This is a genomic window from Hyunsoonleella sp. 2307UL5-6 (assembly GCF_047345485.1).
In the GTDB taxonomy this organism is placed as follows: Bacteria; Bacteroidota; Bacteroidia; order Flavobacteriales; family Flavobacteriaceae; genus Jejuia.
Genome location: NZ_JBLFEN010000006.1, coordinates 172955 through 194593 on the forward strand (window position 1 = coordinate 172955; position 21639 = coordinate 194593).

Consider the following 21639-nt stretch of genomic DNA (forward strand, 5'->3'; position numbering starts at 1 on the left):
CCTCGAGTTTCCTATGAATATGAAGAAGTTTATTTTATTAACCGCAGTATTAACTATACTGGCTAGTTGTGGCTCTAAAGATAGAGGCGAGCTAGTAGGAGTTAAAGGGAAAAAATGGCATCCAGAAAAGCCTTATGGTATGGAGCTTGTTCCTGGTGGTGCATTTATAATGGGTAAGGCAGATGATGACCTTGCTGGTGTAAATGATGCTCCTGGAAAAACTGTTACAGTTAGAGCTTTCTATATGGATGCAACTGAAATTACAAATAGCGAATACCGACAGTTTGTACACTGGGTTAGAGATTCTGTGTTAAGAATGGAGCTTGCTAAACTTGCTGATGATGTTGGTTTAACGCAAACCGATGCAGGAACTATAGGAGACTATGCATTTAGTGACGCAGATCCAGAAAACATGTCTGTTTACGAGAAGTATATGTACGAAAACTATACAGGACTTGGGCCAACAGGATATGAAGGACGAAAAATAAATAAGGACGTAGATTTAATTTTTGATACTTCTGAGTATTTAGATGAATACTATGCAGAGATTATGGATACGATGTATTTACCTTTAGAAGAGTCTTACAATGGGCAACGTACTTGGGATGTAAAGAAATTTAAATTTCAATACAGCTACATGGATATCCAAGAAGCTGCAAAAAATAGAGGTGTTAAGCGTAGCAAAGTCATAAAAAAAGAAGAAGTAGAGATTTATCCAGATACAACAGTTTGGATTAGAGATTTTCAATATTCATACAACGAACCAATGCATAACGATTATTTTTGGCATGAAGCCTATGGGGATTACCCTGTTGTTGGAGTTACTTGGAAACAAGCTAAGGCGTTTTGTGAGTGGAGAACTATTAATAAAAACACATTCCAAAAATCTAGAAAAGGTGCAGCTTTGGTAAACAGGTTTAGATTACCATCTGAAGCAGAGTGGGAATATGCCGCTAGAGGCGGTTTGCAAGCAGCAACCTATCCGTGGGGTGGTCCTTACACAAAAAGTGATAGAGGTTGCTTTATGGCAAACTTTAAACCAGTACGTGGAGATTATGCTGCAGATCAAGCACTTTACACAGTAGAAGCAAAGTCTTATGAGCCAAACGATTATAATTTGTATAATATGGCTGGTAATGTAGCAGAGTGGGTAAATGCATCATACGACCCTGCGTCTTATGAGTATTCATCAACTATAAACCCAAGTGTTAACGATAAAGATAACTCACGAAAAGTTATTAGAGGTGGCTCTTGGAAAGATGTGGCTTACTTTTTGCAAGTAAGTTCAAGAGATTACGAATATGCAGATTCTGCAAGAAGTTATATAGGTTTTAGAACCGTTCAAGATTATATGGGGACAAACGTAACGAACAACGGGAAATAAGCCTAATAAAATCAAATCAGTAATAATTATTAATTTAACCTACTTGAGTAGTATATCTACTTAAAATTAAAAACCAAAATTATGGCAAAGTCAAAAGCAAGTAAAAAATTTATGAATATGGCCTATGGCCTTGGAGCATCAATTGTAATTATTGGAGCTTTATTTAAAATTACACATTTCGAAATAGGATTCTTAACAGGTAATTTAATGTTAACAATTGGTTTAGTTGCAGAGGCAATTATATTTGCATTATCTGCATTCGAACCTGTTGATGAAGATGTAGATTGGTCTTTAGTATATCCAGAATTAGCTGGAGGACAAGCATCTGCTAAAGAAGCACAACAAAACCCTAAAGGCGTGTTGTCTCAAAAATTAGATGATTTACTTAAAGAAGCTAAAATCGATGGTGAATTAATGGCAAGCTTAGGCGAAAGCATTAAAAACTTTGAGGGTGCAGCAAAAGGTATTTCACCAACTGTAGATTCTATACAAGCTACTCAAAAATATGGAGAAGAATTATCTCTAGCAGCGGCACAAATGGAATCTTTAAACAGTCTTTACAAAGTTCAATTAGAGAGTGTAAATAAACAAGCTTCTATAAACGAAGAGTCTGTTGAAAACGCCGCTAAGTTAAAAGAACAAATGGCATCTTTAACTTCAAATCTGTCGTCACTTAATGGTGTATATGGAGGAATGTTATCTGCAATGAATAAATAATTAGGGGTTACCCAAATTTAATAACCAAAAAACCTAATTACACATGGCAGGAGGAAAACAAACCCCAAGACAGAAAATGATAAACTTGATGTATTTAATATTTATAGCGATGCTAGCTTTAAATATGTCAAAAGAAGTATTATCAGCTTTCGGATTAATGAATGAAAAGCTTACAGAGTCTAACGAGGCGACTGAGGCTAGAAATGCAAGCTTTGTAGCTAGTTTAGAACAAAAGGCTGCAGATGCACCAGATAAATATAAACCTTTAAAGCAAAAAGCAGATCAAATTGATAAATTAGCACATGATTTTGATTCTTATTTAAAAGAATTAAAAGGAAATATGACTGCTAAAATAGAAGATCCTACGGATTATGAAATCATGGATAAGGGAGATTACTTAGATCAAAACTTTTTTAAAGGTGATGTAATCAAAGAAGAAGGTCAAGAGTTTCTAACTAAAATGAAAAATTTTAGAGAAGGTGTTGCTAAGGTTTTAGCAGGCGAAAAAGGCATGGAGTCTGTTATTAAAGAAGTGAATACTAAATTTAATACAGAACCTGTTACAAACAGAGATGGTGTTAAAGTTGATTGGTTAGATTATCACTACAAAGGATTTCCTTTAGTAGCGTCTTTAACTAAAATGACACAGCTTCAGGCAGATATTAAAACTACTGAATCTCAAGTTTTATCTAAAATGTTAGAAGGCGAGTTAGCTAATCAAGTATCAATGACAAATTATACAACTTTGATGGAAACTTCAAAATCTGCTTATTTTAATGGCGAGAAATTTGATGGTCAAATTGTATTAGGTCGTAAAGATGCAACTACAAAACCAAAACGTGTTGAATTGACTTTGGATGGTAGAAAATTATCTAAAAATCAATATGTAATTGAAGACGGTAAAGTAAAACTTAAAATAGGAACTGGCGGTGTTGGAGAACACAAAATTGAAGGTAAATTAATCTTTGGTGAAGGTGGTGAAGAAATTGAAGTTCCTGTAAGTTCGTCTTTCGCTACAGTAGCTAAACCAAATTCAGCAACAATTTCTGCAGATAAAATGAATGTAGTGTATAGAGGTGTTAAAAACCCAATGACGATTTCATTTGCAGGTATTCCTGATAATAAAGTTAGTGCTAGTGCCCAAGGATTATCAAGATCGGGTGGGAGTAGATATGTTATGGATGCTACAAGCGTTAAAGGAAGAGAAGTAACTATAAATGTTACGGGTACACTTCCTGACGGAAAAAAAGTATCTGATAACGCAAAATTCAGAATTAAAGATTTACCAAAACCAACAGGAACGGTAAGAAAAGAAGATGGTGCTGTTAAAATGCAACGTCAAGCTTTAGAAAAATCTACTGTAGGTGCTAAATTTGATGATTTTGATTTTGAATTACCATTGAGAGTTACTGGATTTAAATTTAAAGTGCCAGGGCAACCTACAATTAGTGTTAGAGGCAATAGATTAGATAGTAGAGCAAAAGGAGCCTTACGTAAAGCTAAGCGTGGATCTGGTGTTCAAATATTTGATATAGAAGCTAAAGCAAGTGGTGTAAGTGTGATTCTTAAAAAAGTATCACCAGTATTTGTAGAGCTTACAAATTAAAATATAAGGCTAACGCCGTCGTTAGCCTTATACAATAAAATTAGAATAAGATGAATTTGAAAAGTGTTTTATTAACAATTACAGCTGTTTTAACAGTATCTGGAGTATTTGCTCAAGCCAATATTTTGAATGCTAAAAGTCCTGATGAAATTGGGGTAAGAACAGCCGAACAGAAGGCTATAGATAATGATAAGCCTTTAGAATATGGATATATTGATGATAGAGATATCCTGTTTTCTAAAATGGTGTGGGAGAAGGTAAATCTTGATGAACGCGCAAATTTCTCTTTGTACTATCCTATTGACACCAATAATATTGGTAGTAATAGACGTTCTTTATACGATGTTTTAATGAAAAACATCAAGAATGGTAAAATCAAGAATATCTATGATGATTCTTATTTTACGACAAAACGAACGTTAAAAGATATAGAAGGTGCATTGTCTAAAATTGATACCACTGGATACGGTATTGAACAATTAAATGCTGGAGAATCTCTTTCAGATGAATTTATAGATAGAAGAGATATTACAGCTGCAGAGATTCAAGAGTATCATATTAAAGGCTTATGGTATTTTGATAAGCGACATGCTGAAATGAAGTACAGACTTTTAGGTCTTGCTCCTGTAGCACCAGATGTTAATTTTATTGATGATGAAAATCCAGATTTAGTAGAATTGTTTTGGGTATTTTTCCCAGATGCAAGAGAAATCTTGCATGAAGCTAAAGCATTCAATAACGCTAATAGTGCAATGCCTCATTCGTTCGATCATTTATTAAACGCCAGACGTTTTCAAGGCTATATTTATAAAGAAGAAAATGTTCAAGGTGATAGAAAAGTTAATGAGTATATTTCAGATAATGCATTAATGCAATTACTAGAATCTGATCGTATTAAAACGAAAATTAGAGATTTTGAGTTAGATATGTGGACTTACTAATTTAATCTCAACATAATATAAAAACGCCCGCTTTTAAGTGGGCGTTTTTCTTTTTAATAAGTTAAAGCCTTTCAAAACCTATTCTTTATTTTTGCATAAATATTAAAAATGAAATACGATTATATTATTGTTGGTTTAGGTTTAGCTGGGATAAGCTTTTGCGAACAACTTAGAAACAATAATAAAACTTTTATCGTGTTTGACGATAGCTCTCAAAAATCTTCTATAGTAGCTGGAGGCTTATATAATCCTGTTATTTTAAAACGGTTTACCTCAGTTTGGAAAAGTGATACGCAATTAGATTTGGCAATGAAACACTACGCTGATTTGGAGGACTTACTACAAGTAACAGTAGACTATAAAACACCTGTTTATAGAAAATTTGCTTCAGTTGAAGAACAAAATAATTGGTTTGCAGCTTCAGATAAACCAAAATTAACCAAATATCTGTCAACCAAAATCATTACTAATAAAAATAATGCTGTTAATGCTGATTTTGGATTTGGTAGAGTACTACAAACAGGGCGTATAGACGTAAATAAACTAGTTACATCTTATAAAACGTTTTTAGACACCAAAAGTGTATTAATTCAAGAAGCGTTTGATTATGACGCTTTAAATATAGAAGATGAAGAGTTAAATTATAAAAACAACAGTGCAAATCATATTGTGTTTTCTGAAGGTTTTGGAGTAACAAAAAACCCATTCTTTAAAAATTTACCACTAAAACCAACAAAAGGAGAGGTGTTGACTATTCATGCACCAGAATTAAAAATTGACTTCGTTTTAAAAGGCCCAGTTTTTATTATTCCTCTTGGTAACGATTTTTACAGTGTTGGTGCAACATATGAATTAAATGATTTAACACATACTAACACAGATAAAGCAAAAACGAAACTTTTAGAAGGTCTCAACAGTATGATATCATGTGCGTTTACAATAACAAACCAACGCGCAGGTATAAGGCCAACAGTAAAAGACAGGCGTCCTTTAGTTGGTAGGCATAAAAACTATAAAAGTATATATTTACTTAATGGTTTAGGTACAAGAGGCGTAATGATAGGTCCTTATGTAGCTAAACAACTTTTTGAATTTATTGAGGCGGGTGTGCCTTTAGAAAAGGAGATTAGTTTATCCAGAGTTAAATAACTTATTTTTTCTTAGCTAGAGTTTCATCATAACTCATAAACATATTTATCCAAATATTTCGAGATAATCGCATGATGATTGGCATAAATACAACCAAGGTACCAACTATTGAAATAAAGGTGATTTTTAAACTGGCTCCAAAAAATAAATTACTAATAACAAATGCCGCTGTACCAAAAGCGATACCAACCGCATAACTTACATACATAGCCCCATAAAAAAACGAAGGTTCTATTCTGTATTTTGTATTACAATGCGAACAGCGCTCGTTTACTGTTAGAGTTTCCGAAAGGTTATAAGCATTTTTAGTACTATACATAGATTCTTGATGACATTTAGGACAACAACCCGTCAACATACTATAAATTTTTGTTCCTTTTTTAAACATTTATTTTAATGTATTTTTGCTCGAAAATTAAAACGTTATTTTTTAGAGACGAGATAACAATAGTATTCTCGTAACATCAAAATACCAACAACAAAGGTAAATTTTAAAGTTTAAAACCCTGTAACATAAGTCACATATCTATGCTAAATATTCATAATTTATCAATTTCATTTCAAGGAGAATATCTTTTTGAAGAAATAACATTTAAGCTTGGAAATGGCGACCGTATTGGGTTAATAGGTAAAAATGGCGCTGGAAAATCTACAATGCTTAAAATTTTATCTAAAGAAATAGAACCAGATTCTGGACAAATTGCAGCAGATAAAACCTTAAAAATTGGATTTTTAAAGCAAGACATAGATTTTGTTTTAGGCAGAACAGTATTAGAAGAAGCGTATCAAGCTTTTACTGAAATAAAAGATTTAGAGGCCAAAATGGAATCTATAAACACGCAACTTGCAGAACGTACCGATTATGAAAGTGCTGGTTACAACCAATTGATGATAGATATCAACGATTTACAGCATCAGTACGAAATTGTAGGTGGGTATAATTATCAAGGCAACACAGAGCGAATTTTACAAGGTTTAGGATTTAATAGAGACGATTTTGATAACCTAACGGATACATTTTCTGGAGGTTGGCGTATGCGAATTGAGTTGGCAAAATTATTACTTCAAAATAATGATATTTTACTTTTAGATGAGCCTACAAACCATTTAGATATTGAATCTATAATTTGGTTAGAAAGCTTTTTAAAAAACTATGCTGGCGCAGTAGTTATTGTATCTCATGATAAGATGTTTTTAGATAATGTGACGAACAGAACCATTGAGATTTCTTTAGGGCGTATTTACGATTATCCTAAACCATATTCTAAATTTTTAATATTAAGAGAAGAACTTAGAGAGCAGCAGTTAGCATCTCAAAAAAACCAGCAAAAACAAATTGAGCAAACCGAGAAATTAATTGAAAAATTTAGAGCAAAAGCATCAAAAGCTACTATGGCACAATCGCTAATTAAAAAATTAGATAAGATTGAACGTATTGAAGTTGACGAAGATGATACTAGTGTAATGACATTAAATTTTCCGGTATCGGTTACGCCAGGTAAAGTCGTGGTAGAAGCCGAGGCTGTTTCAAAAAATTATGGCGATAATCAAGTTTTAAAAGCTATAGATTTATTAATTGAGCGCGATAGTAAAACCGCATTTGTTGGGCAAAATGGTCAAGGCAAATCTACTTTAGCCAAAATAATTGTTGGAGATCTTAACTATGATGGTCACTTAAAATTGGGGCATAATGTACAAATAGGATATTTTGCTCAAAACCAAGCGGAGTATTTAGATGGTAATAAAACTGTTTTAGATACCATGATTGATGCAGCTAACGAAAGTAACCGAAGTAAAGTAAGGGATATATTAGGCTCATTTTTATTTAGAGGTGATGAGGTAGAAAAGTATGTAAAAGTACTATCTGGTGGAGAGCGAAACCGTTTAGCATTGGCAAAACTAATGCTACAACCATTTAATGTATTAATAATGGATGAGCCCACAAACCACCTAGATATAAAATCTAAAAACGTACTTAAAGATGCTTTAAAGCGTTTTGAAGGCACACTAATATTAGTATCACACGATAGAGATTTTCTTCAAGGATTAACAAATTTAGTTTATGAGTTTAAAGACTATAAAATCAAGGAATATTTAGGTGATGTTGATTATTATTTAGAGCAACGACAGGTTGAAAACTTAAGAGAAGTAGAAAAACGTACTGTGGTTAAGGAAACCCCAAAAGAGAAAAAACAACACTCTTATCAAGAACAGAAAAAGTTAAAATCGTTAAATAATAAATTAAGTAATATAGAATCTAAAATAGGACAATTAGAAAAAACCATAAAATCTGATGATGTAGCTCTAGAAACAAATTATGATGCTACCGTTGCCGATAAAAGCTTTTTTGATACTTACGAGGGTAATAAAAAGCAACTTCAAAAACTTATGGCAGATTGGGAAAAGATTCAATTCGAACTAGAAGCATTGTCTTAATTCAAATTAGAGATTTTCTAATTCTTAGTATATGTAGAACTCACAAAAAAACGAAATACGTTTTCTTGTGGGTTTTTTATAAATGAATATTTACAATCATAAAATTCATTCTAATGTAAAGTATTATTGCTCGTAAAAATAACTACAGATTCTTTTAAGTTTTTTTTAACTGCAACCGGCTCTTATTTAAATACTTTTGCATAATATTTCTAGTTGCAATGATGAATTGTGAGTTAGAAATTTCATAACCAAAACCATTTATGCGCAACATTATACTTTCCATTATTGGAGGAATAGCCATTATTGCATCAATATTTATTGGCAATATAATAGCAAATAATAAAAAAAAACAAAGACCTGTAATTGAAAAAGTAGTAAAAACAGTATTTACCGATACTGTAAACAATGGTACTATTCAAATAGTAATACCTGCTAATGGTAATTTAGAAGCAAAACGCAGAGTAGAGTTGTTTTCTGAAGTTCAAGGTGTTTTTAGAGCAAATAGAAAATTATTTAGAGCAGGTGAGACGTATCGTAAAGGCGAAATACTTATTAGTATTGATGCTGCTGAGTTTTATGCAAGCTTACAATCCTCCAAAAGTAATTTATACAATGCAATAGCTGCTGTAATGCCCGATTTAAGGTTAGACTTTCCTGAAATATTTCCAAAATGGCAAAATTATCTTAAGAATTTCGATTTAGACAAAGCAATACCAAAATTACCTAAAATGACGTCTGATAAAGAAAACTATTTTATAACGGGTAGAGGTATTGTTTCTAGTTATTACAATGTTAAAAACCAAGAACAACGCTTATCAAAATATACTATTAGAGCTCCTTTTTCTGGTATTTTAACAGAAGCATTAATTACAGAAGGCGCATTAGTAAGAAACGGACAAAAATTAGGTGCATTTATAGATCCATCAGTTTATGAAATGGAAGTAGCATTAGGAAAAAACTATGCTAGTTTTTTAAAGGTTGGAGAAGCTGTAGTGCTCAACGATATAGAAGGCACACAAACTTATTCTGGTAAGGTGTCTCGTGTAAATGGCAGTATTGATGCATCTACACAAACTATTACTGCATTCATAGAAGTTAAAGACAATCAGCTAAAAGAAGGTATGTATCTTGAAGCAAACCTAAATGCAAAAAAAGAATATGACGCTATAGAAATAAATAGAAGCTTAGTAAAAGAAGGAAAAGAAATTTTTGTAGTTAGAGACAGTGTTTTAGATCTTATAAGCGTAGAACCTGTGTTTTTTTCAGACACAAAAGCAGTGCTGAAAGGTATACCAAATGGTACGGTAATTTTAGAAAAACCAATACCTGGTGCTTATGCAGGAATGCTAGTAAAACCCTATACTACAAATAGTGAAAATAACTCTAAAACTTCACGTAAAGCTAAACAACAATAGGTATGAGAAAACTAATTGCCTATTTTATAAAGCATAGTGTAGCAGTAAATGTTGTAGTACTTGCTTTTTTAATTTTTGGTGTATTTGGGGCTATAAAGCTTAAATCATCATTTTTCCCATTAGTAGATTCTAAAAACATCAATATTACAGTAACCTATCCCGGTGCTTCTCCTCAGGAAGTAGAAGAAGGTATAATACTTAAAATTGAAGATAACTTAAAAGGGCTTAACGGTGTAGACCGTGTTACATCAACCTCTAGAGAAAATAGTGGTAGCATTAATGTGGAAATAGAAAAAGGAAGGGATATTGATTTTATGCTTCTTGAAGTTAAAAATGCAGTAGATAGAGTACCTTCTTTTCCTGCTGGTATGGAGCCTTTAATTGTTGCTAAACAAGAGGCGTTAAGACCAACTATAACGTTTTCTATTAGCGGGCAGCAAGTACCGCTTGCAACATTAAAACAGATTGGAAGGCAGGTTGAGAATGATTTAAGAGCCATAGATGGTATTTCTCAAATTGAAATATCTGGATATCCTGAAGAAGAGATTGAAATTGCGGTAAAAGAAACGAGCTTACTAGCTTTCAATTTATCATTTGCCGATGTTTCTAATGCTGTAAACCAATCTAGCCTTATCACTACTGGCGGTAAAATTAAAACGAATACCGAAGAATATCTAATAAGAGCAAATTCTAGATCGTACTATGCTAACGAACTCTCTAATTTAGTCGTAAAATCAGATGCATCAGGGCGTATTATTAAACTTAAAGATATTGCAGAGGTTAGAGATAGGTTTTCTGAGACACCAAATTCAAATTATTATGATGGTAATTTATCTATTAATGTTACCATAACAAGCACAAATACTGAGGATTTAATTTCTGCTGCCGATAAAGCCAAAACATACATAGCAAATTTTAATCAAAAATACGATAATATACAGCTAAATGTGGTTAGAGATTTATCAATTACATTGGTACAGCGTACTAATTTATTAGCAGAAAATGCTGTTATTGGAATGCTTTTAGTACTATTGTTTTTATCACTCTTTTTAAATACACGTTTAGCATTTTGGGTAGCTTTTGGACTGCCTGTAGCTTTTTTAGGTATGTTTATGCTAGCGGGATATTTTAATGTAACTATAAATGTTTTATCCCTATTTGGTATGATTATAGTTATAGGTATTTTAGTAGATGATGGTATTGTAATAGCCGAAAATATATACCAACATTACGAAAAAGGAAAAACACCAGAACAAGCTGCTGTAGATGGCGTTATGGAAGTGTTGCCAGCCATAATTTCTGCTATAATTACTACAATATTAGCCTTTTCTATTTTCTTATTTTTGGACGGTAGAATAGGTGAGTTTTTTGGTGAGGTCTCTGTGGTTGTAATTTTAACCTTAGTGGTATCTTTAGTAGAAGCCTTAATAATCTTACCTGCACATTTAGCACATTCTAAGGCGCTTAGAGTACAAAATAACGAACCAAAAGAGGGTATTGCAGGGTTTTTTAAAAAAGCATTTTCAAAACTTAGATATATTAATACACTAGGGGATAATGTTATGGCGTGGCTGCGTGATAAAATATATAGTCCGACACTTCGATTTGCACTCAAATATAAATTTTTAACATTTTCTTTTTTCATAGTTTTTTTAATTCTCACAAGAGCAAGTTTTCAAGGCGGTATCATAAGAGGAGCATTTTTTCCTCAAATAGCAAGCGATCAAGTTAGGATTACACTAAATATGCCAAATGGTACTAACGCAGCAATTACTGATAGTATTATAACATTTATAGAAACAAAAGCCACAGAAGTAACTAAGGAAATTCACGACGAATATTTGGGTGAAGATGCTACAGACTATTTGGTAAAAAATATGATACGAAACATTGGTCCTGGATCGTCAACAGCATCATTGTCAATTAATTTATTACCTGGTGAAGAACGACCAAATTCAATAACAGCCAGTATGGTTACCAACAAAATAAGGGAACGTGTAGGCCCCGTTTTTGGTGTGGAAAGTTTAGTTTATGGAAGTGGTGGTAACTTTGGTGGTAGCCCAGTTTCAGTGTCATTATTAGGTAGTAATATAGAAGAACTTAAAGCGGTTAAAGCTGAATTGAAACAAAATTTAGTGCAAAATATTCTACTTAAAGATGTAACTGATAACGATCCAGATGGTATAAAGGAAATACGATTACAATTAAATAATAGCGCTTACGCATTGGGGTTAGATTTAAGGACAGTAATGTCTCAAGTTAGAGCTGCTTTTTTTGGTGCACAGGCGCAGCGCTTTCAACGTGGGCAAGACGAAATAAGAGTTTGGGTAAGATACGATAGAGCAGAGCGATCATCGATTCAGAATTTAGAAACCATGCGCATACGTACACCAAATGGACAACTTGTGCCGTTAAAAGAGATTGCAAATTATAAAATTGAGCGAGGTGATGTTGCTATAAATCATTTGGATGGCAGACGAGAAATACAGATTTCAGCTGATATTAAAGACCCAAAAAAAACAAGTTCTACAGATATTATGGCTGAGGTTAAAGATGAAATCATGCCAGAGATATTATCTCGTTATCCAACAGTAACGCCATCATACGAAGGACAAAATAGAGAACGTTTAAAATTAACAAACTCTCTTGGTCCAGTTGGTATTATTGTTTTGGTACTTATTTATGTTGTAATAGCATTTACTTTTAGAAGTTACAGTCAACCTTTATTATTAATATTACTTATTCCGTTAAGTTTACCTGCGGTAGCTTGGGGGCATTGGATACATGATTTCCCAGTAAATATTCTATCCTTACTTGGTATTATTGCACTAATAGGAATAATGGTAAACGATGGTTTAGTACTTATAGGTAAATTCAATAGTAATTTAAAAGAAGGTTTAGCATTCGATGAGGCACTTTATCAAGCAGGTAGAGCACGTTTTAGAGCCATTTTTTTAACCTCAATTACAACGGTAGCAGGTTTAGCACCATTAATTTTTGAAGAAAGTAGGCAAGCACAGTTTTTAATACCAATGGCAGTCTCAATTGCTTACGGTATTGGTTTCGCTACAGTATTAACATTAATAGTATTACCCATTTTTTTAGCATTTAGTAATAGCGTAAAAACTACAGCAAAGTGGCTATGGACAAATAAAGCGGTAACAAAGGAAGAAGTAGAGCGTGTTGTTAAAGAGAGAGAACACGAAAAGCATCAAAAAAGGTTGTTTGAGCATAATTTTGTAACAAAAGATGACATAGAGTTTCTACTTAAAAAACAAGATAGAAATAATGAGCAATAGATATTACATACTAGCACTATTTTTTATAACGAGTATATCTACTCATACACAAGAATTATTAACCACAGATAAAGCTATAGCACTGGCTTTAGAACATAACTATGGTATTAAAATTGCAAAAAATACAGTTGAAGTTGCTGATAACAATAAAAGTGTTTTAAATTCTGGATACTTACCCTCTTTAACAGGAATTGCAGGTGCTAGTATAGATCGCCAAAATGCCGAAGGACAGTTAGCTGATGGTAACGTAAGAACAGCCGAAGGTGCTGAAACACGTCGGTATAACGCCTCAATCAACTTAAATTATACCTTGTTTGATGGTTTAGGGCGTTTATATAATTACAAGCGTTTAAAAGAACAGTACCAATTATCTGAGTTGGAAGCTCGAGAAACTATAGAAAACACCATACTTCAGTTGTTTTCTATTTACTATACCATAGCGCAATTATCTGAAAACTCAAAGGTATTAGAAGAAACTATTAGGGCGAGTAAAAATCGATTAATAAGAGCCAAATACCAATTTGATTATGGTCAAAATACAAAACTAGATGTTTTAAATGCTGAAGTTGATATTAATAATGACAGTATAAGTTTAATAAATATTAAGCAACAACTAAAGGTTACTAAACGCGATTTAAATGTTGTTTTAGGTAATCATTTATCTGATAATTTTGAGTTAGATAAGGACGTTAATTTTTTAATACAATTAGATAAGTCTGAGTTATTACAAAAAACGATGGGGAATAACGTATCTCTACTTCAGGCTGATCAGAATATTTACATAAGTCAATTTGGTATTAAAACAAATAAAGCTCAATTGCTCCCAACTGTTGGGTTAGTAGGTTCTTATGGGTGGAATGAATCTTCAAATAACAGTCCGTTAGCATTTGTAATTCAAAATACAAATTCAGGAGTTTCCGCAGGTTTAAATTTAACATGGAATCTTTTTGACGGTGGAAGCACGCTTACGCGAGTTAAAAATTCAAAAATTAATTTTGAAACCTTAAAATTACAAAGAGAGCAACTTCAAATTGATATAGAACGCAGTTTTAACAATGCTTGGGATGATTATCAGAATAAATTACATATTTATAAAGTACAAGAAGATAATATTAGTACCTCCCAAAATAATTTTGATAGAACCAATGAAAAATTTAAACTTGGTCAAACTACTTCAATTGAGTTTAGGCAAGCGCAACTTAACTTATTAAACGCAGAGTTAGGTAAAAATCAAGCCATATATCAAGCCAAAATTGCCGAACTAGAAGTGCTTAGATTAAGTGGAGAATTACTAAATATCGACATATGACCCTGTAAATGTTAAAAATTAGTGTATTTCATCGATAAAAATAGTTTTTTATCTATTTTGATGCTATTTTCGTTCAAGAAATTAGTCCCTAATCAACCTAATTATGAAAAACCTCAAATACACAATCTTATTAGTTTTAACATCTTTGGCTACTTATGCAAGTGTTTCAAACAGCGATAAAGAAGCCTTATTGGCTTTGTATAATAATACAAACGGCGCAGAATGGAATGCTAAGTGGGATATTTCTACACCAATAGATACATGGCAGGGTGTTAAAATAGAGAATAATTTGGTTGTTGAAATCAACTTACCATTTAATAATTTACAAGGCGAATTACCAACAGAGATTGGTAATCTTAAAGGTTTAAAGAAATTAAACTTAGGCTTTAATGGTTTAACAGGAAATATACCAACGTTTTTAAGCAAGTTAGATAATCTTGAAATTTTAGAATTATTTATGAATAAGTTTGAAGGGGAGATTCCTGCTGAATTAGGAGCACTTAAAAAGCTCAAATCTTTAAAGTTATACAGTAATAAACTTTCAGGTAATATTCCATTAGAGATAATGGGTTTAACTAACCTTGAAGAACTTTTAATAGGTAGTAACTACTTAACAGGTAATATACCTAGTGAAATTCAGGCGCTAAAAAAGCTAAAGAAATTTAGCGTTATGGATAATAAAATGGACGGAGAAATTCCTGTTGAAATGGCGCAGTTAACAGATTTAGAAGAGTTGTTATTATCTACCAACGAATTTACTGGTGATGTGCCTATCGAATTTATTAATTTAACTAAGTTAAACACCATAATGGTGAGTGATAATAAATTAAATAAAGAATACATTAGTGTTTCTGGAAAAAACCCACCATCATTAATGATCATAGAATCGGGAGCAACCGCATCAATGGATATTGAAAAAGAATAATTAGTTTGTAGTTTTATAAAATAGTTAATGTTAAAAAAGATGCACAATAGTGTGTCTTTTTTTATTTTTATAAAATGAAAGAACATTATTTTACATGCCCACACTGCTGGGAGAGCATATCTATGTTGTTAGATAATTCTATTTCTAAACAATCTTATATAGAAGATTGTGAAGTGTGCTGCAACCCTATTCAAATCACAACTCAATTTACAAATACCGAATTAATTGCTTTTCAAGCAGATAGTATTGAGCAATAATATTTTATAATTTTATTCTTGTAGAAACCTAAAAAGGATTGTATATTTGCAATCCGAAATAATTTGGTCGGCATTATGAACCGAAAGACAATGTTCAACTTGATTGAGTATTATTAAGTAAATTATTTTTAAATTATATCGCGGGATAGAGCAGTAGGTAGCTCGTCGGGCTCATAACCCGAAGGTCACTGGTTCGAGTCCAGTTCCCGCTACTAAATTAAAAGTCATAACTTAATTGTTATGGCTTTTTTTGTTTAGAAAAAAATTAAAGAATGAGTAGTTTTTAGTATTCTACATTTTCCAAGGTTCACTCCTATACAAAGTATTCATCTATTTCTATTTAAATCGTTTTTTATGATATCACAATATTTTTATTATGATTAAAACTTAATAAATTATGATTTAAGATAAATATTTATAAAAGCCTTAGTCCTAATTGGGTTTCTGTGCGTATTTACTATAACTTTATCATGAAAAATAATATAAGGATATGGGTGTTGTTGAAGCTAATGATAATTTGGTGCTAATTGATAGAAATGATATACAGCGCGTAGAACCATTAAATTGGTGGGTTGGTTTTAAAAATCAATCTCTAGAGTTATTAGTACAGCATCCTAATATTTCAGGACGAATTCCGGTAATTTCATACAAGGGTGTTTCTATTGAAAGAATAAATAAAGCTGATAGTGCCAATTACTTATTTATATCTCTAAATATATCAAAAAGTACAATATCTGGTAAATTCAATATCATTTTCAAAAAAGATAATGAAGAAGATTTAATTCATACCTACGAGTTGAAATCAAGAGAAAAAGCATCTGAAACGTATACTGGTTTTGATAGTTCTGATGTTATATACTTAATAACTCCCGATAGATTTGCTAATGGAAACCCTGATAATGATATTGTAGAATCATTTAAAGAAAACCATATTAATAGAAATGATGATTATGCACGCCATGGTGGAGATATTGAAGGTATCATTAATCATTTAGATTATATTGAAGACATGGGGTTTACTGCAATATGGCCAAGTCCGTTGCTAATAAATAATATGCCTCAAGGATCTTACCATGGATACGCCATAACAGATTTTTATCAAATAGATCCGCGTTTTGGGACTTTACAAGATTATAAAACCTTATCTGCTAAACTAGCAGAAAAAGGGATGAAATTAATTATGGATCAAGTAGCTAACCATTGTGGTATAGCGCATTGGTGGATGAGTGATTTACCATTTAAAGATTGGATTAACCATCAAAAAAACTACGAGGATAATGCTAATAGTTGGGATAGTAGTAAAAGTATAACTACAAATCATATGTCTACTACAAATCAAGATATTTATGCTTCCAAAATAGATAAAAATAATATGAATGAAGGTTGGTTTGTTCCGGCTATGCCAGATTTAAACCAACGAAACCCATTTATGGCGCGATACACCATACAAAACAGTATTTGGTGGATAGAAACGGCAAACTTAGGCGGTATTCGTCAAGACACTTACCCATATCCTGATAAATTTTTTATGAGCCGTTGGGCAGGCGAAATTATGAATGAGTATCCTAATTTTAGTATTGTAGGTGAAGAGTGGAGTTATAATCCACTTTTGGTTGGCTATTGGCAATCTAATGCAAATAATAGAGACGGGTATAATTCTAATTTAAAATCCCCAATGGACTTTCCAATGCAACGCTTTATTGTAGAAGCTTTAAATGAAGATGAACAATGGGATAAAGGATTGCTAAAAATGTATCAAGGTCTTGCTAACGATTTTTATTATGCCTCACCAAAAGATATTATGGTATTTCCTGATAATCATGATATGAGCCGTATCTTCACACAACTTCAGGGTGATATAGCTAATACTAAAATGGCGCTTAGTTATATTTTAATGATGCCTCGTATTCCACAACTATATTACGGCACAGAAATTTTGATGAATGATTTTAATAATCCTGGAGACCACGGATTAGTAAGAACAGATTTTCCTGGTGGTTGGGAAGGTGATAAAATTAATGCGTTTACTGGGGAAGGTTTAAGTGATGACCAGAAGGATATGCAATCTTTCCTTAAAAAAATACTTAATTACAGAAAAACTAGTAAAGCCATTCATAAAGGTAAAACCATACATTTTGCACCTAAAAATGGTATTTATGTGTTGTTTAGAATTATAGAAGATGAAACGGTTGTTCATATAATTAATAAAAACCATAAACCAGTAGATTTGGATTTAAGTAGATTTGATGAAATTAATCTCAAAGAAAAGCCTCTTAAAAACATTATTTCAGAGGATGAGATAAGATGGAGAAGCCCGTTAAAAATAAATAATAAAGGAAGTATTTTGTTAACCACTAAATTAAATAGATAATAAAAACTCAGACTAAAAAATTATTTTTTAATAAATGTTTCTATTTTCGTGAGTGTAATACTAACTCCTAAGATGTAATAATGATGAAGTATATTAACCTTACGCTAGTTCTATCACTTATTGTAATATTTCAATCTTTTGCTCAAAATGTTTCTATTGAGGGACAATTAAAAAAGTGGGAAAAAATAACCTTAAATTTTGAAGGCGACGATATTACAGAAAACGATGCCAATAATCCCTTTTTAAACTATCGGTTAAATGTTATTTTTAAAAATAATGGCAGAGTATTTACAGTGCCAGGTTTTTTTGCAGCAGATGGTAACGCCGCAGAAACTAGTGCTACTTCGGGTAAGATTTGGCAGGTTCGATTTATGCCAGATGCTGTTGGTAAATGGGAGTACGAGGTGTTTTTTAGAACAGGAAAAAATATTGCCATAAGCGATGATATTTATGCGGGTGAGCCAGTAAGTTTTAATGGTGTTAGAGGTGAATTCAATATAGATGAAGCTAGTAAAGAAGGCTCTAGTTTTAAACAAAAAGGACGGTTAATATACGATGACAGCAGGTACTTAAAATATGCTGACACAAAAGATGCATTTATCAAAGGTGGTGCTGATAGCCCAGAAAACTTCCTTGCTTTTTTTGAATTTGACCAAACTCCTGCATCTCATAAATACGTACCTCATGCTAAAGATTGGAGAAATGGAGATCCTACTTGGAAAAATGGAAAAGGCAAAAACATTATTGGAGCGTTAAATTATTTAGCTTCAAAAGAGATGAATTCGGTGTATTTTTTAACAATGAATGTTCAAGGTGATGGTAACGATGTGTGGCCATGGACGGATGAAAACGAAAGATATCGATTTGATTGTAGTAAACTAGACCAATGGGAAAAGGTGTTTGATCACATGGACAATTTGGGTTTAATGCTGCATATAGTTACTCAAGAAACAGAAAACGAACTGCTGTTGGATATTGGTGAGTTAAAAACCCAGCGTAAACTCTATTATAGAGAATTAATAGCAAGATTTTCACATCACCTTGGGGTTATTTGGAATTTGGGTGAAGAAAATGGATGGCAAAATTGGGCACCAAAAGCTCAAAATGATGCAGATAGAAAGGCGATGTCTAAATACATAAAAACACATGACCCATATAAAAACTTAGTTTTATTGCATACACATGCAGTAAGTCATGCGCAAGATCATATTTTAAATCCGCTTTTGGGTTACAGGTATTTAGATGGGCCGTCTTTACAAATTAAGCACCCATCAGATGTTCATGAAATCGCAAAAAAATGGATTTCTAAATCTAGTAATTTTGGTAAACCTTGGGTAGTAATGCAGGATGAAATTGGGCCTGCTCACACAGGAGCCAAACCAGATGCAGACGATCCTGAACATGACGCAATAAGACACCAAGTGTTATGGGGAAATTTAATGGCAGGTGGTGCTGGTGTAGAGTGGTATTTTGGGTATAAATATGCTAACAATGATTTAAATTGCGAAGATTGGCGCTCTAGAGACAACCTTTGGGAACAAACTAAACATGCCCTACATTTTTTTAAAATTCATATACCATTTCAAGACATGGTTACTCTTGATGATGCAACTGATAATTTAGACGATTATGTACTTGCAAAGCATGGAGAGATTTATGCTGTTTACTTGCCAAAAGTTAAAGCTACTACATTAAATCTCACAGGAGTTTCTGGAAAGTTTTCTGTGCGCTGGTACAACCCAAGAACAGGAGGTAGCTTACAAAAAGGTAAAGTAAAAACATTAAAAGGAGGTAAGCATATTTCTATTGGTATGCCTCCAAATAAAGAAAAAGACTGGGTTGCACTTATTAAGCGTCAGTCTGATGTAATTTCTAATGCCTCAAGTGATGCTAATAGAATATTACTAAATGCGTTAACAGATTTTACATCTAAGGTTACTACTAAAACAAACTATTATAAAGATAAAAAGAATAAGGCTTTAGCTATAAATGCTTCTAAAGAACCTCAGAGAAAAGGTTTTGCAAGTGCCAGTACTATTTTTAAAGGTAAAACAGGTATGTATAATGTTGTACTGCATACTATGGCAGAACAGGATGGAGAATCTACATATCACGTAAGTATAAATCATACTAAAGTAAAAAGTGCAAGTAACCCAAAGGTTACAGAATCATTTAAAGCAATAAAACTTAATATGGGCACATTGTATTTAAAAACCAATGATACAATAACTATAGCATCAAATGCGCATACTAATGGTACACTTCCAGAAAAAGGAGGTACAGCTTGGTCTAGAGGTAGGTGGAATGGCATATCCTTTGTAAAAAGTAATATATTGCAAAATAGAGAGTTACAGAATGCTACCCCTTATTTGGTTCAAAATGATATTCTAGCAGTAGAGGCTGAAAATTTTCATTTTAACTCAAATAATTATAGTCCGCGAGAATGGTATGTGCGCTCTTTAAAAGGACACACTCCCTTTTTAGATATTTCAAATCACTCCAAAACAGCAAGTGGAGAAAGTTATATAGAAGCTTTACCTGATACTAGAAAAACACATGATGATAAACTCATTCGTGGAGAAAATTTCTTCCCAATACCGGGTTCTGGAGGTTTGGTGGGTTACAAAGTTAAAATCGATACACCGGGAAAATATTACGTTTGGGTAAAGGCATATTCTAGCGGGCCAGAAGATAATGGTGTTCATGTAGGTATTGATGGGGATTGGCCAGAAAGCGGACAGCGTATCCAGTTGTGTAAAGGGAAACATAAGTGGACGTGGTCTTCGGCACAAAGGGTTCCAGAAAACCATTGTGGTACACCTAAAACTATATTTCTAGAAGTAAAAGAAGCAGGAGAACACGTAATATTTTTTTCAATGCGAGAAGATGGCTTTAAATTAGATAAATTTATTTTAACGAGTCACCCAGATTTTGATCCTAAACGCTAATATGTTCCCTCTAAATAGTGATCAAATTTATAGCCTTTTTTTAATTATTTTATTTTTTAAACAGAACGTTAATACATTTTTTTAATGTGCTTAATTTTGTTACTTTTGGTCGCAATTAAAAAATTAGTATAGATTATGAAATTAATTAAACTATCAATTCTAGCATTAATTATAAGTTTTGCTTCTTGTGAAAAAAAACCCGGAGCAGTTACTAAAGATGCTTTAAAAACTGAAATAGATTCAGTGAGTTATGCTATTGGAATGGATGTAGGTACAAGTGTATCATCTCAAATTGAAGATATTAATAGTGATTTGTTTATCGCTGGATATTTTAATGTTTTAGATTCTGCAGATGTTTTGATAGATAAAACAGCCTCTCAAGGTATTATACAAAGCTACTTTGAAAAAAATCGTGAGAAAATCATGAAAAGACAGCAAGAACGCGCTGCCAAAGAAGCTGAAAAGAAATTTGGAGCTAATAAAGCAGCAGGAGAGAAATTTTTAAAAGAAAATGTAGCTAACGAAGGTGTATTAACTACAGAGAGTGGTTTGCAATACGTTGTTCTTAAAGAAGGGAATGGTAAAAAACCAACTGCCGAAGATAAAGTAAAAGTGCACTATCATGGAACATTAACAGACGGTACTGTTTTTGATAGTTCTGTTGATAGAGGAGAGCCAACAGAGTTTGGTGTTACGCAAGTAATTCCAGGATGGATTGAAGGGTTGCAATTAATGAGCGAGGGTTCTAAATATAAATTCTTTATTCCACAAGAATTAGCATATGGCGCTAACCCTAGACCAGGTGGTGTAATTAAACCTTTTTCAGCTTTAGTTTTTGAAGTTGAATTAATAGAAATTCTAGATAAATAATTATTTATTTTA

General features: G+C 32.5%; 15 protein-coding genes and 1 tRNA gene. 15 read left to right on the forward strand and 1 reads right to left on the reverse strand.

The window, feature by feature from the left end:
* The first annotated feature begins 13 nt into the window (after window positions 1-13).
* From gldK to ACKGJY_RS12510, 5 genes are all read left to right on the forward strand, one after another.
* Complete coding sequence (gene gldK, locus ACKGJY_RS12490) at window positions 14-1384, forward strand: gliding motility lipoprotein GldK (protein WP_413974233.1); 1371 nt, start codon at window positions 14-16, stop codon at window positions 1382-1384.
* Window positions 1385-1465: 81 nt separating this feature from the next.
* The gene (gene gldL, locus ACKGJY_RS12495) at window positions 1466-2101 is read left to right on the forward strand and encodes a gliding motility protein GldL (protein WP_413974234.1); all 636 of its coding nucleotides are present in this window, start codon (window positions 1466-1468) and stop codon (window positions 2099-2101) included.
* Between the two features lie 43 nt (window positions 2102-2144).
* Window positions 2145-3707, forward strand: coding sequence for a gliding motility protein GldM (gene gldM, locus ACKGJY_RS12500; RefSeq protein ID WP_413974235.1), 1563 nt, complete (start codon window positions 2145-2147; stop codon window positions 3705-3707).
* Between the two features lie 50 nt (window positions 3708-3757).
* Window positions 3758-4648: a gliding motility protein GldN gene (gene gldN, locus ACKGJY_RS12505; RefSeq protein WP_413974236.1), complete on the forward strand. Its 891-nt coding sequence runs from the start codon at window positions 3758-3760 to the stop codon at window positions 4646-4648.
* 108 nt (window positions 4649-4756) lie between these two features.
* Window positions 4757-5797, forward strand: coding sequence for an NAD(P)/FAD-dependent oxidoreductase (locus ACKGJY_RS12510; protein WP_413974237.1), 1041 nt, complete (start codon window positions 4757-4759; stop codon window positions 5795-5797).
* A gap of 1 nt (window position 5798) precedes the next feature.
* Here the strand turns inward: ACKGJY_RS12510 and ACKGJY_RS12515 are convergent, their stop codons facing one another.
* The gene (locus ACKGJY_RS12515) at window positions 5799-6185 is read right to left on the reverse strand and encodes a DUF983 domain-containing protein (protein WP_413974238.1); all 387 of its coding nucleotides are present in this window, start codon (window positions 6183-6185) and stop codon (window positions 5799-5801) included.
* Window positions 6186-6325: 140 nt separating this feature from the next.
* On the opposite strand from ACKGJY_RS12515, the gene ACKGJY_RS12520 reads away from it, so the two are divergent.
* From ACKGJY_RS12520 to ACKGJY_RS12565, 10 genes are all read left to right on the forward strand, one after another.
* On the forward strand, window positions 6326-8233 hold the full coding sequence (locus ACKGJY_RS12520; protein WP_413974239.1) for an ABC-F family ATP-binding cassette domain-containing protein: 1908 nt from the start codon (window positions 6326-6328) through the stop codon (window positions 8231-8233).
* A gap of 260 nt (window positions 8234-8493) precedes the next feature.
* A complete protein-coding gene (locus ACKGJY_RS12525; protein ID WP_413974240.1) occupies window positions 8494-9648 on the forward strand; it encodes an efflux RND transporter periplasmic adaptor subunit in 1155 nt (384 codons plus the stop codon).
* A 2-nt stretch (window positions 9649-9650) separates the two neighbouring features.
* Window positions 9651-12947, forward strand: coding sequence for an efflux RND transporter permease subunit (locus ACKGJY_RS12530; protein ID WP_413974241.1), 3297 nt, complete (start codon window positions 9651-9653; stop codon window positions 12945-12947).
* Entirely contained in the window at window positions 12937-14256 is a 1320-nt protein-coding gene (locus ACKGJY_RS12535; protein ID WP_413974242.1) for a TolC family protein, read from the forward strand. Before ACKGJY_RS12530 ends, ACKGJY_RS12535 begins: the two co-directional genes overlap by 11 nt.
* A gap of 103 nt (window positions 14257-14359) precedes the next feature.
* Entirely contained in the window at window positions 14360-15181 is an 822-nt protein-coding gene (locus ACKGJY_RS12540) for a Two component regulator three Y domain protein (RefSeq protein WP_413974243.1), read from the forward strand.
* Between the two features lie 74 nt (window positions 15182-15255).
* Entirely contained in the window at window positions 15256-15438 is a 183-nt protein-coding gene (locus tag ACKGJY_RS12545) for a CPXCG motif-containing cysteine-rich protein (RefSeq protein ID WP_413974244.1), read from the forward strand.
* 139 nt (window positions 15439-15577) lie between these two features.
* Window positions 15578-15650, forward strand: a tRNA-Met gene (locus ACKGJY_RS12550).
* Window positions 15651-15928: 278 nt separating this feature from the next.
* Entirely contained in the window at window positions 15929-17809 is a 1881-nt protein-coding gene (locus tag ACKGJY_RS12555) for a glycoside hydrolase family 13 protein (protein ID WP_413974245.1), read from the forward strand.
* 80 nt (window positions 17810-17889) lie between these two features.
* The gene (locus tag ACKGJY_RS12560; protein WP_413974246.1) at window positions 17890-20757 is read left to right on the forward strand and encodes a DUF5060 domain-containing protein; all 2868 of its coding nucleotides are present in this window, start codon (window positions 17890-17892) and stop codon (window positions 20755-20757) included.
* Window positions 20758-20892: 135 nt separating this feature from the next.
* Window positions 20893-21627: an FKBP-type peptidyl-prolyl cis-trans isomerase gene (locus tag ACKGJY_RS12565; RefSeq protein WP_413974247.1), complete on the forward strand. Its 735-nt coding sequence runs from the start codon at window positions 20893-20895 to the stop codon at window positions 21625-21627.
* Window positions 21628-21639: the final 12 nt, after the last annotated feature.

Bases quoted from the DNA above. Each gene is read 5' to 3' on its own strand.
- ACKGJY_RS12530 (WP_413974241.1), top strand. From the start codon at position 9,651: ATGAGAAAACTAATTGCCTATTTTATAAAGCATAGTGTAGCAGTAAAT.
- ACKGJY_RS12510 (WP_413974237.1), top strand. From the start codon at position 4,757: ATGAAATACGATTATATTATTGTTGGTTTAGGTTTAGCTGGGATAAGC.
- ACKGJY_RS12515 (WP_413974238.1), bottom strand. From the start codon at position 6,185: ATGTTTAAAAAAGGAACAAAAATTTATAGTATGTTGACGGGTTGTTGT.
- ACKGJY_RS12560 (WP_413974246.1), top strand. From the start codon at position 17,890: ATGATGAAGTATATTAACCTTACGCTAGTTCTATCACTTATTGTAATA.
- ACKGJY_RS12520 (WP_413974239.1), top strand. From the start codon at position 6,326: ATGCTAAATATTCATAATTTATCAATTTCATTTCAAGGAGAATATCTT.
- ACKGJY_RS12535 (WP_413974242.1), top strand. From the start codon at position 12,937: ATGAGCAATAGATATTACATACTAGCACTATTTTTTATAACGAGTATA.
- ACKGJY_RS12540 (WP_413974243.1), top strand. From the start codon at position 14,360: ATGAAAAACCTCAAATACACAATCTTATTAGTTTTAACATCTTTGGCT.
- gldN (WP_413974236.1), top strand. From the start codon at position 3,758: ATGAATTTGAAAAGTGTTTTATTAACAATTACAGCTGTTTTAACAGTA.
- ACKGJY_RS12545 (WP_413974244.1), top strand. From the start codon at position 15,256: ATGAAAGAACATTATTTTACATGCCCACACTGCTGGGAGAGCATATCT.
- gldK (WP_413974233.1), top strand. From the start codon at position 14: ATGAATATGAAGAAGTTTATTTTATTAACCGCAGTATTAACTATACTG.
- ACKGJY_RS12565 (WP_413974247.1), top strand. From the start codon at position 20,893: ATGAAATTAATTAAACTATCAATTCTAGCATTAATTATAAGTTTTGCT.
- ACKGJY_RS12555 (WP_413974245.1), top strand. From the start codon at position 15,929: ATGGGTGTTGTTGAAGCTAATGATAATTTGGTGCTAATTGATAGAAAT.
- ACKGJY_RS12525 (WP_413974240.1), top strand. From the start codon at position 8,494: ATGCGCAACATTATACTTTCCATTATTGGAGGAATAGCCATTATTGCA.
- gldL (WP_413974234.1), top strand. From the start codon at position 1,466: ATGGCAAAGTCAAAAGCAAGTAAAAAATTTATGAATATGGCCTATGGC.
- gldM (WP_413974235.1), top strand. From the start codon at position 2,145: ATGGCAGGAGGAAAACAAACCCCAAGACAGAAAATGATAAACTTGATG.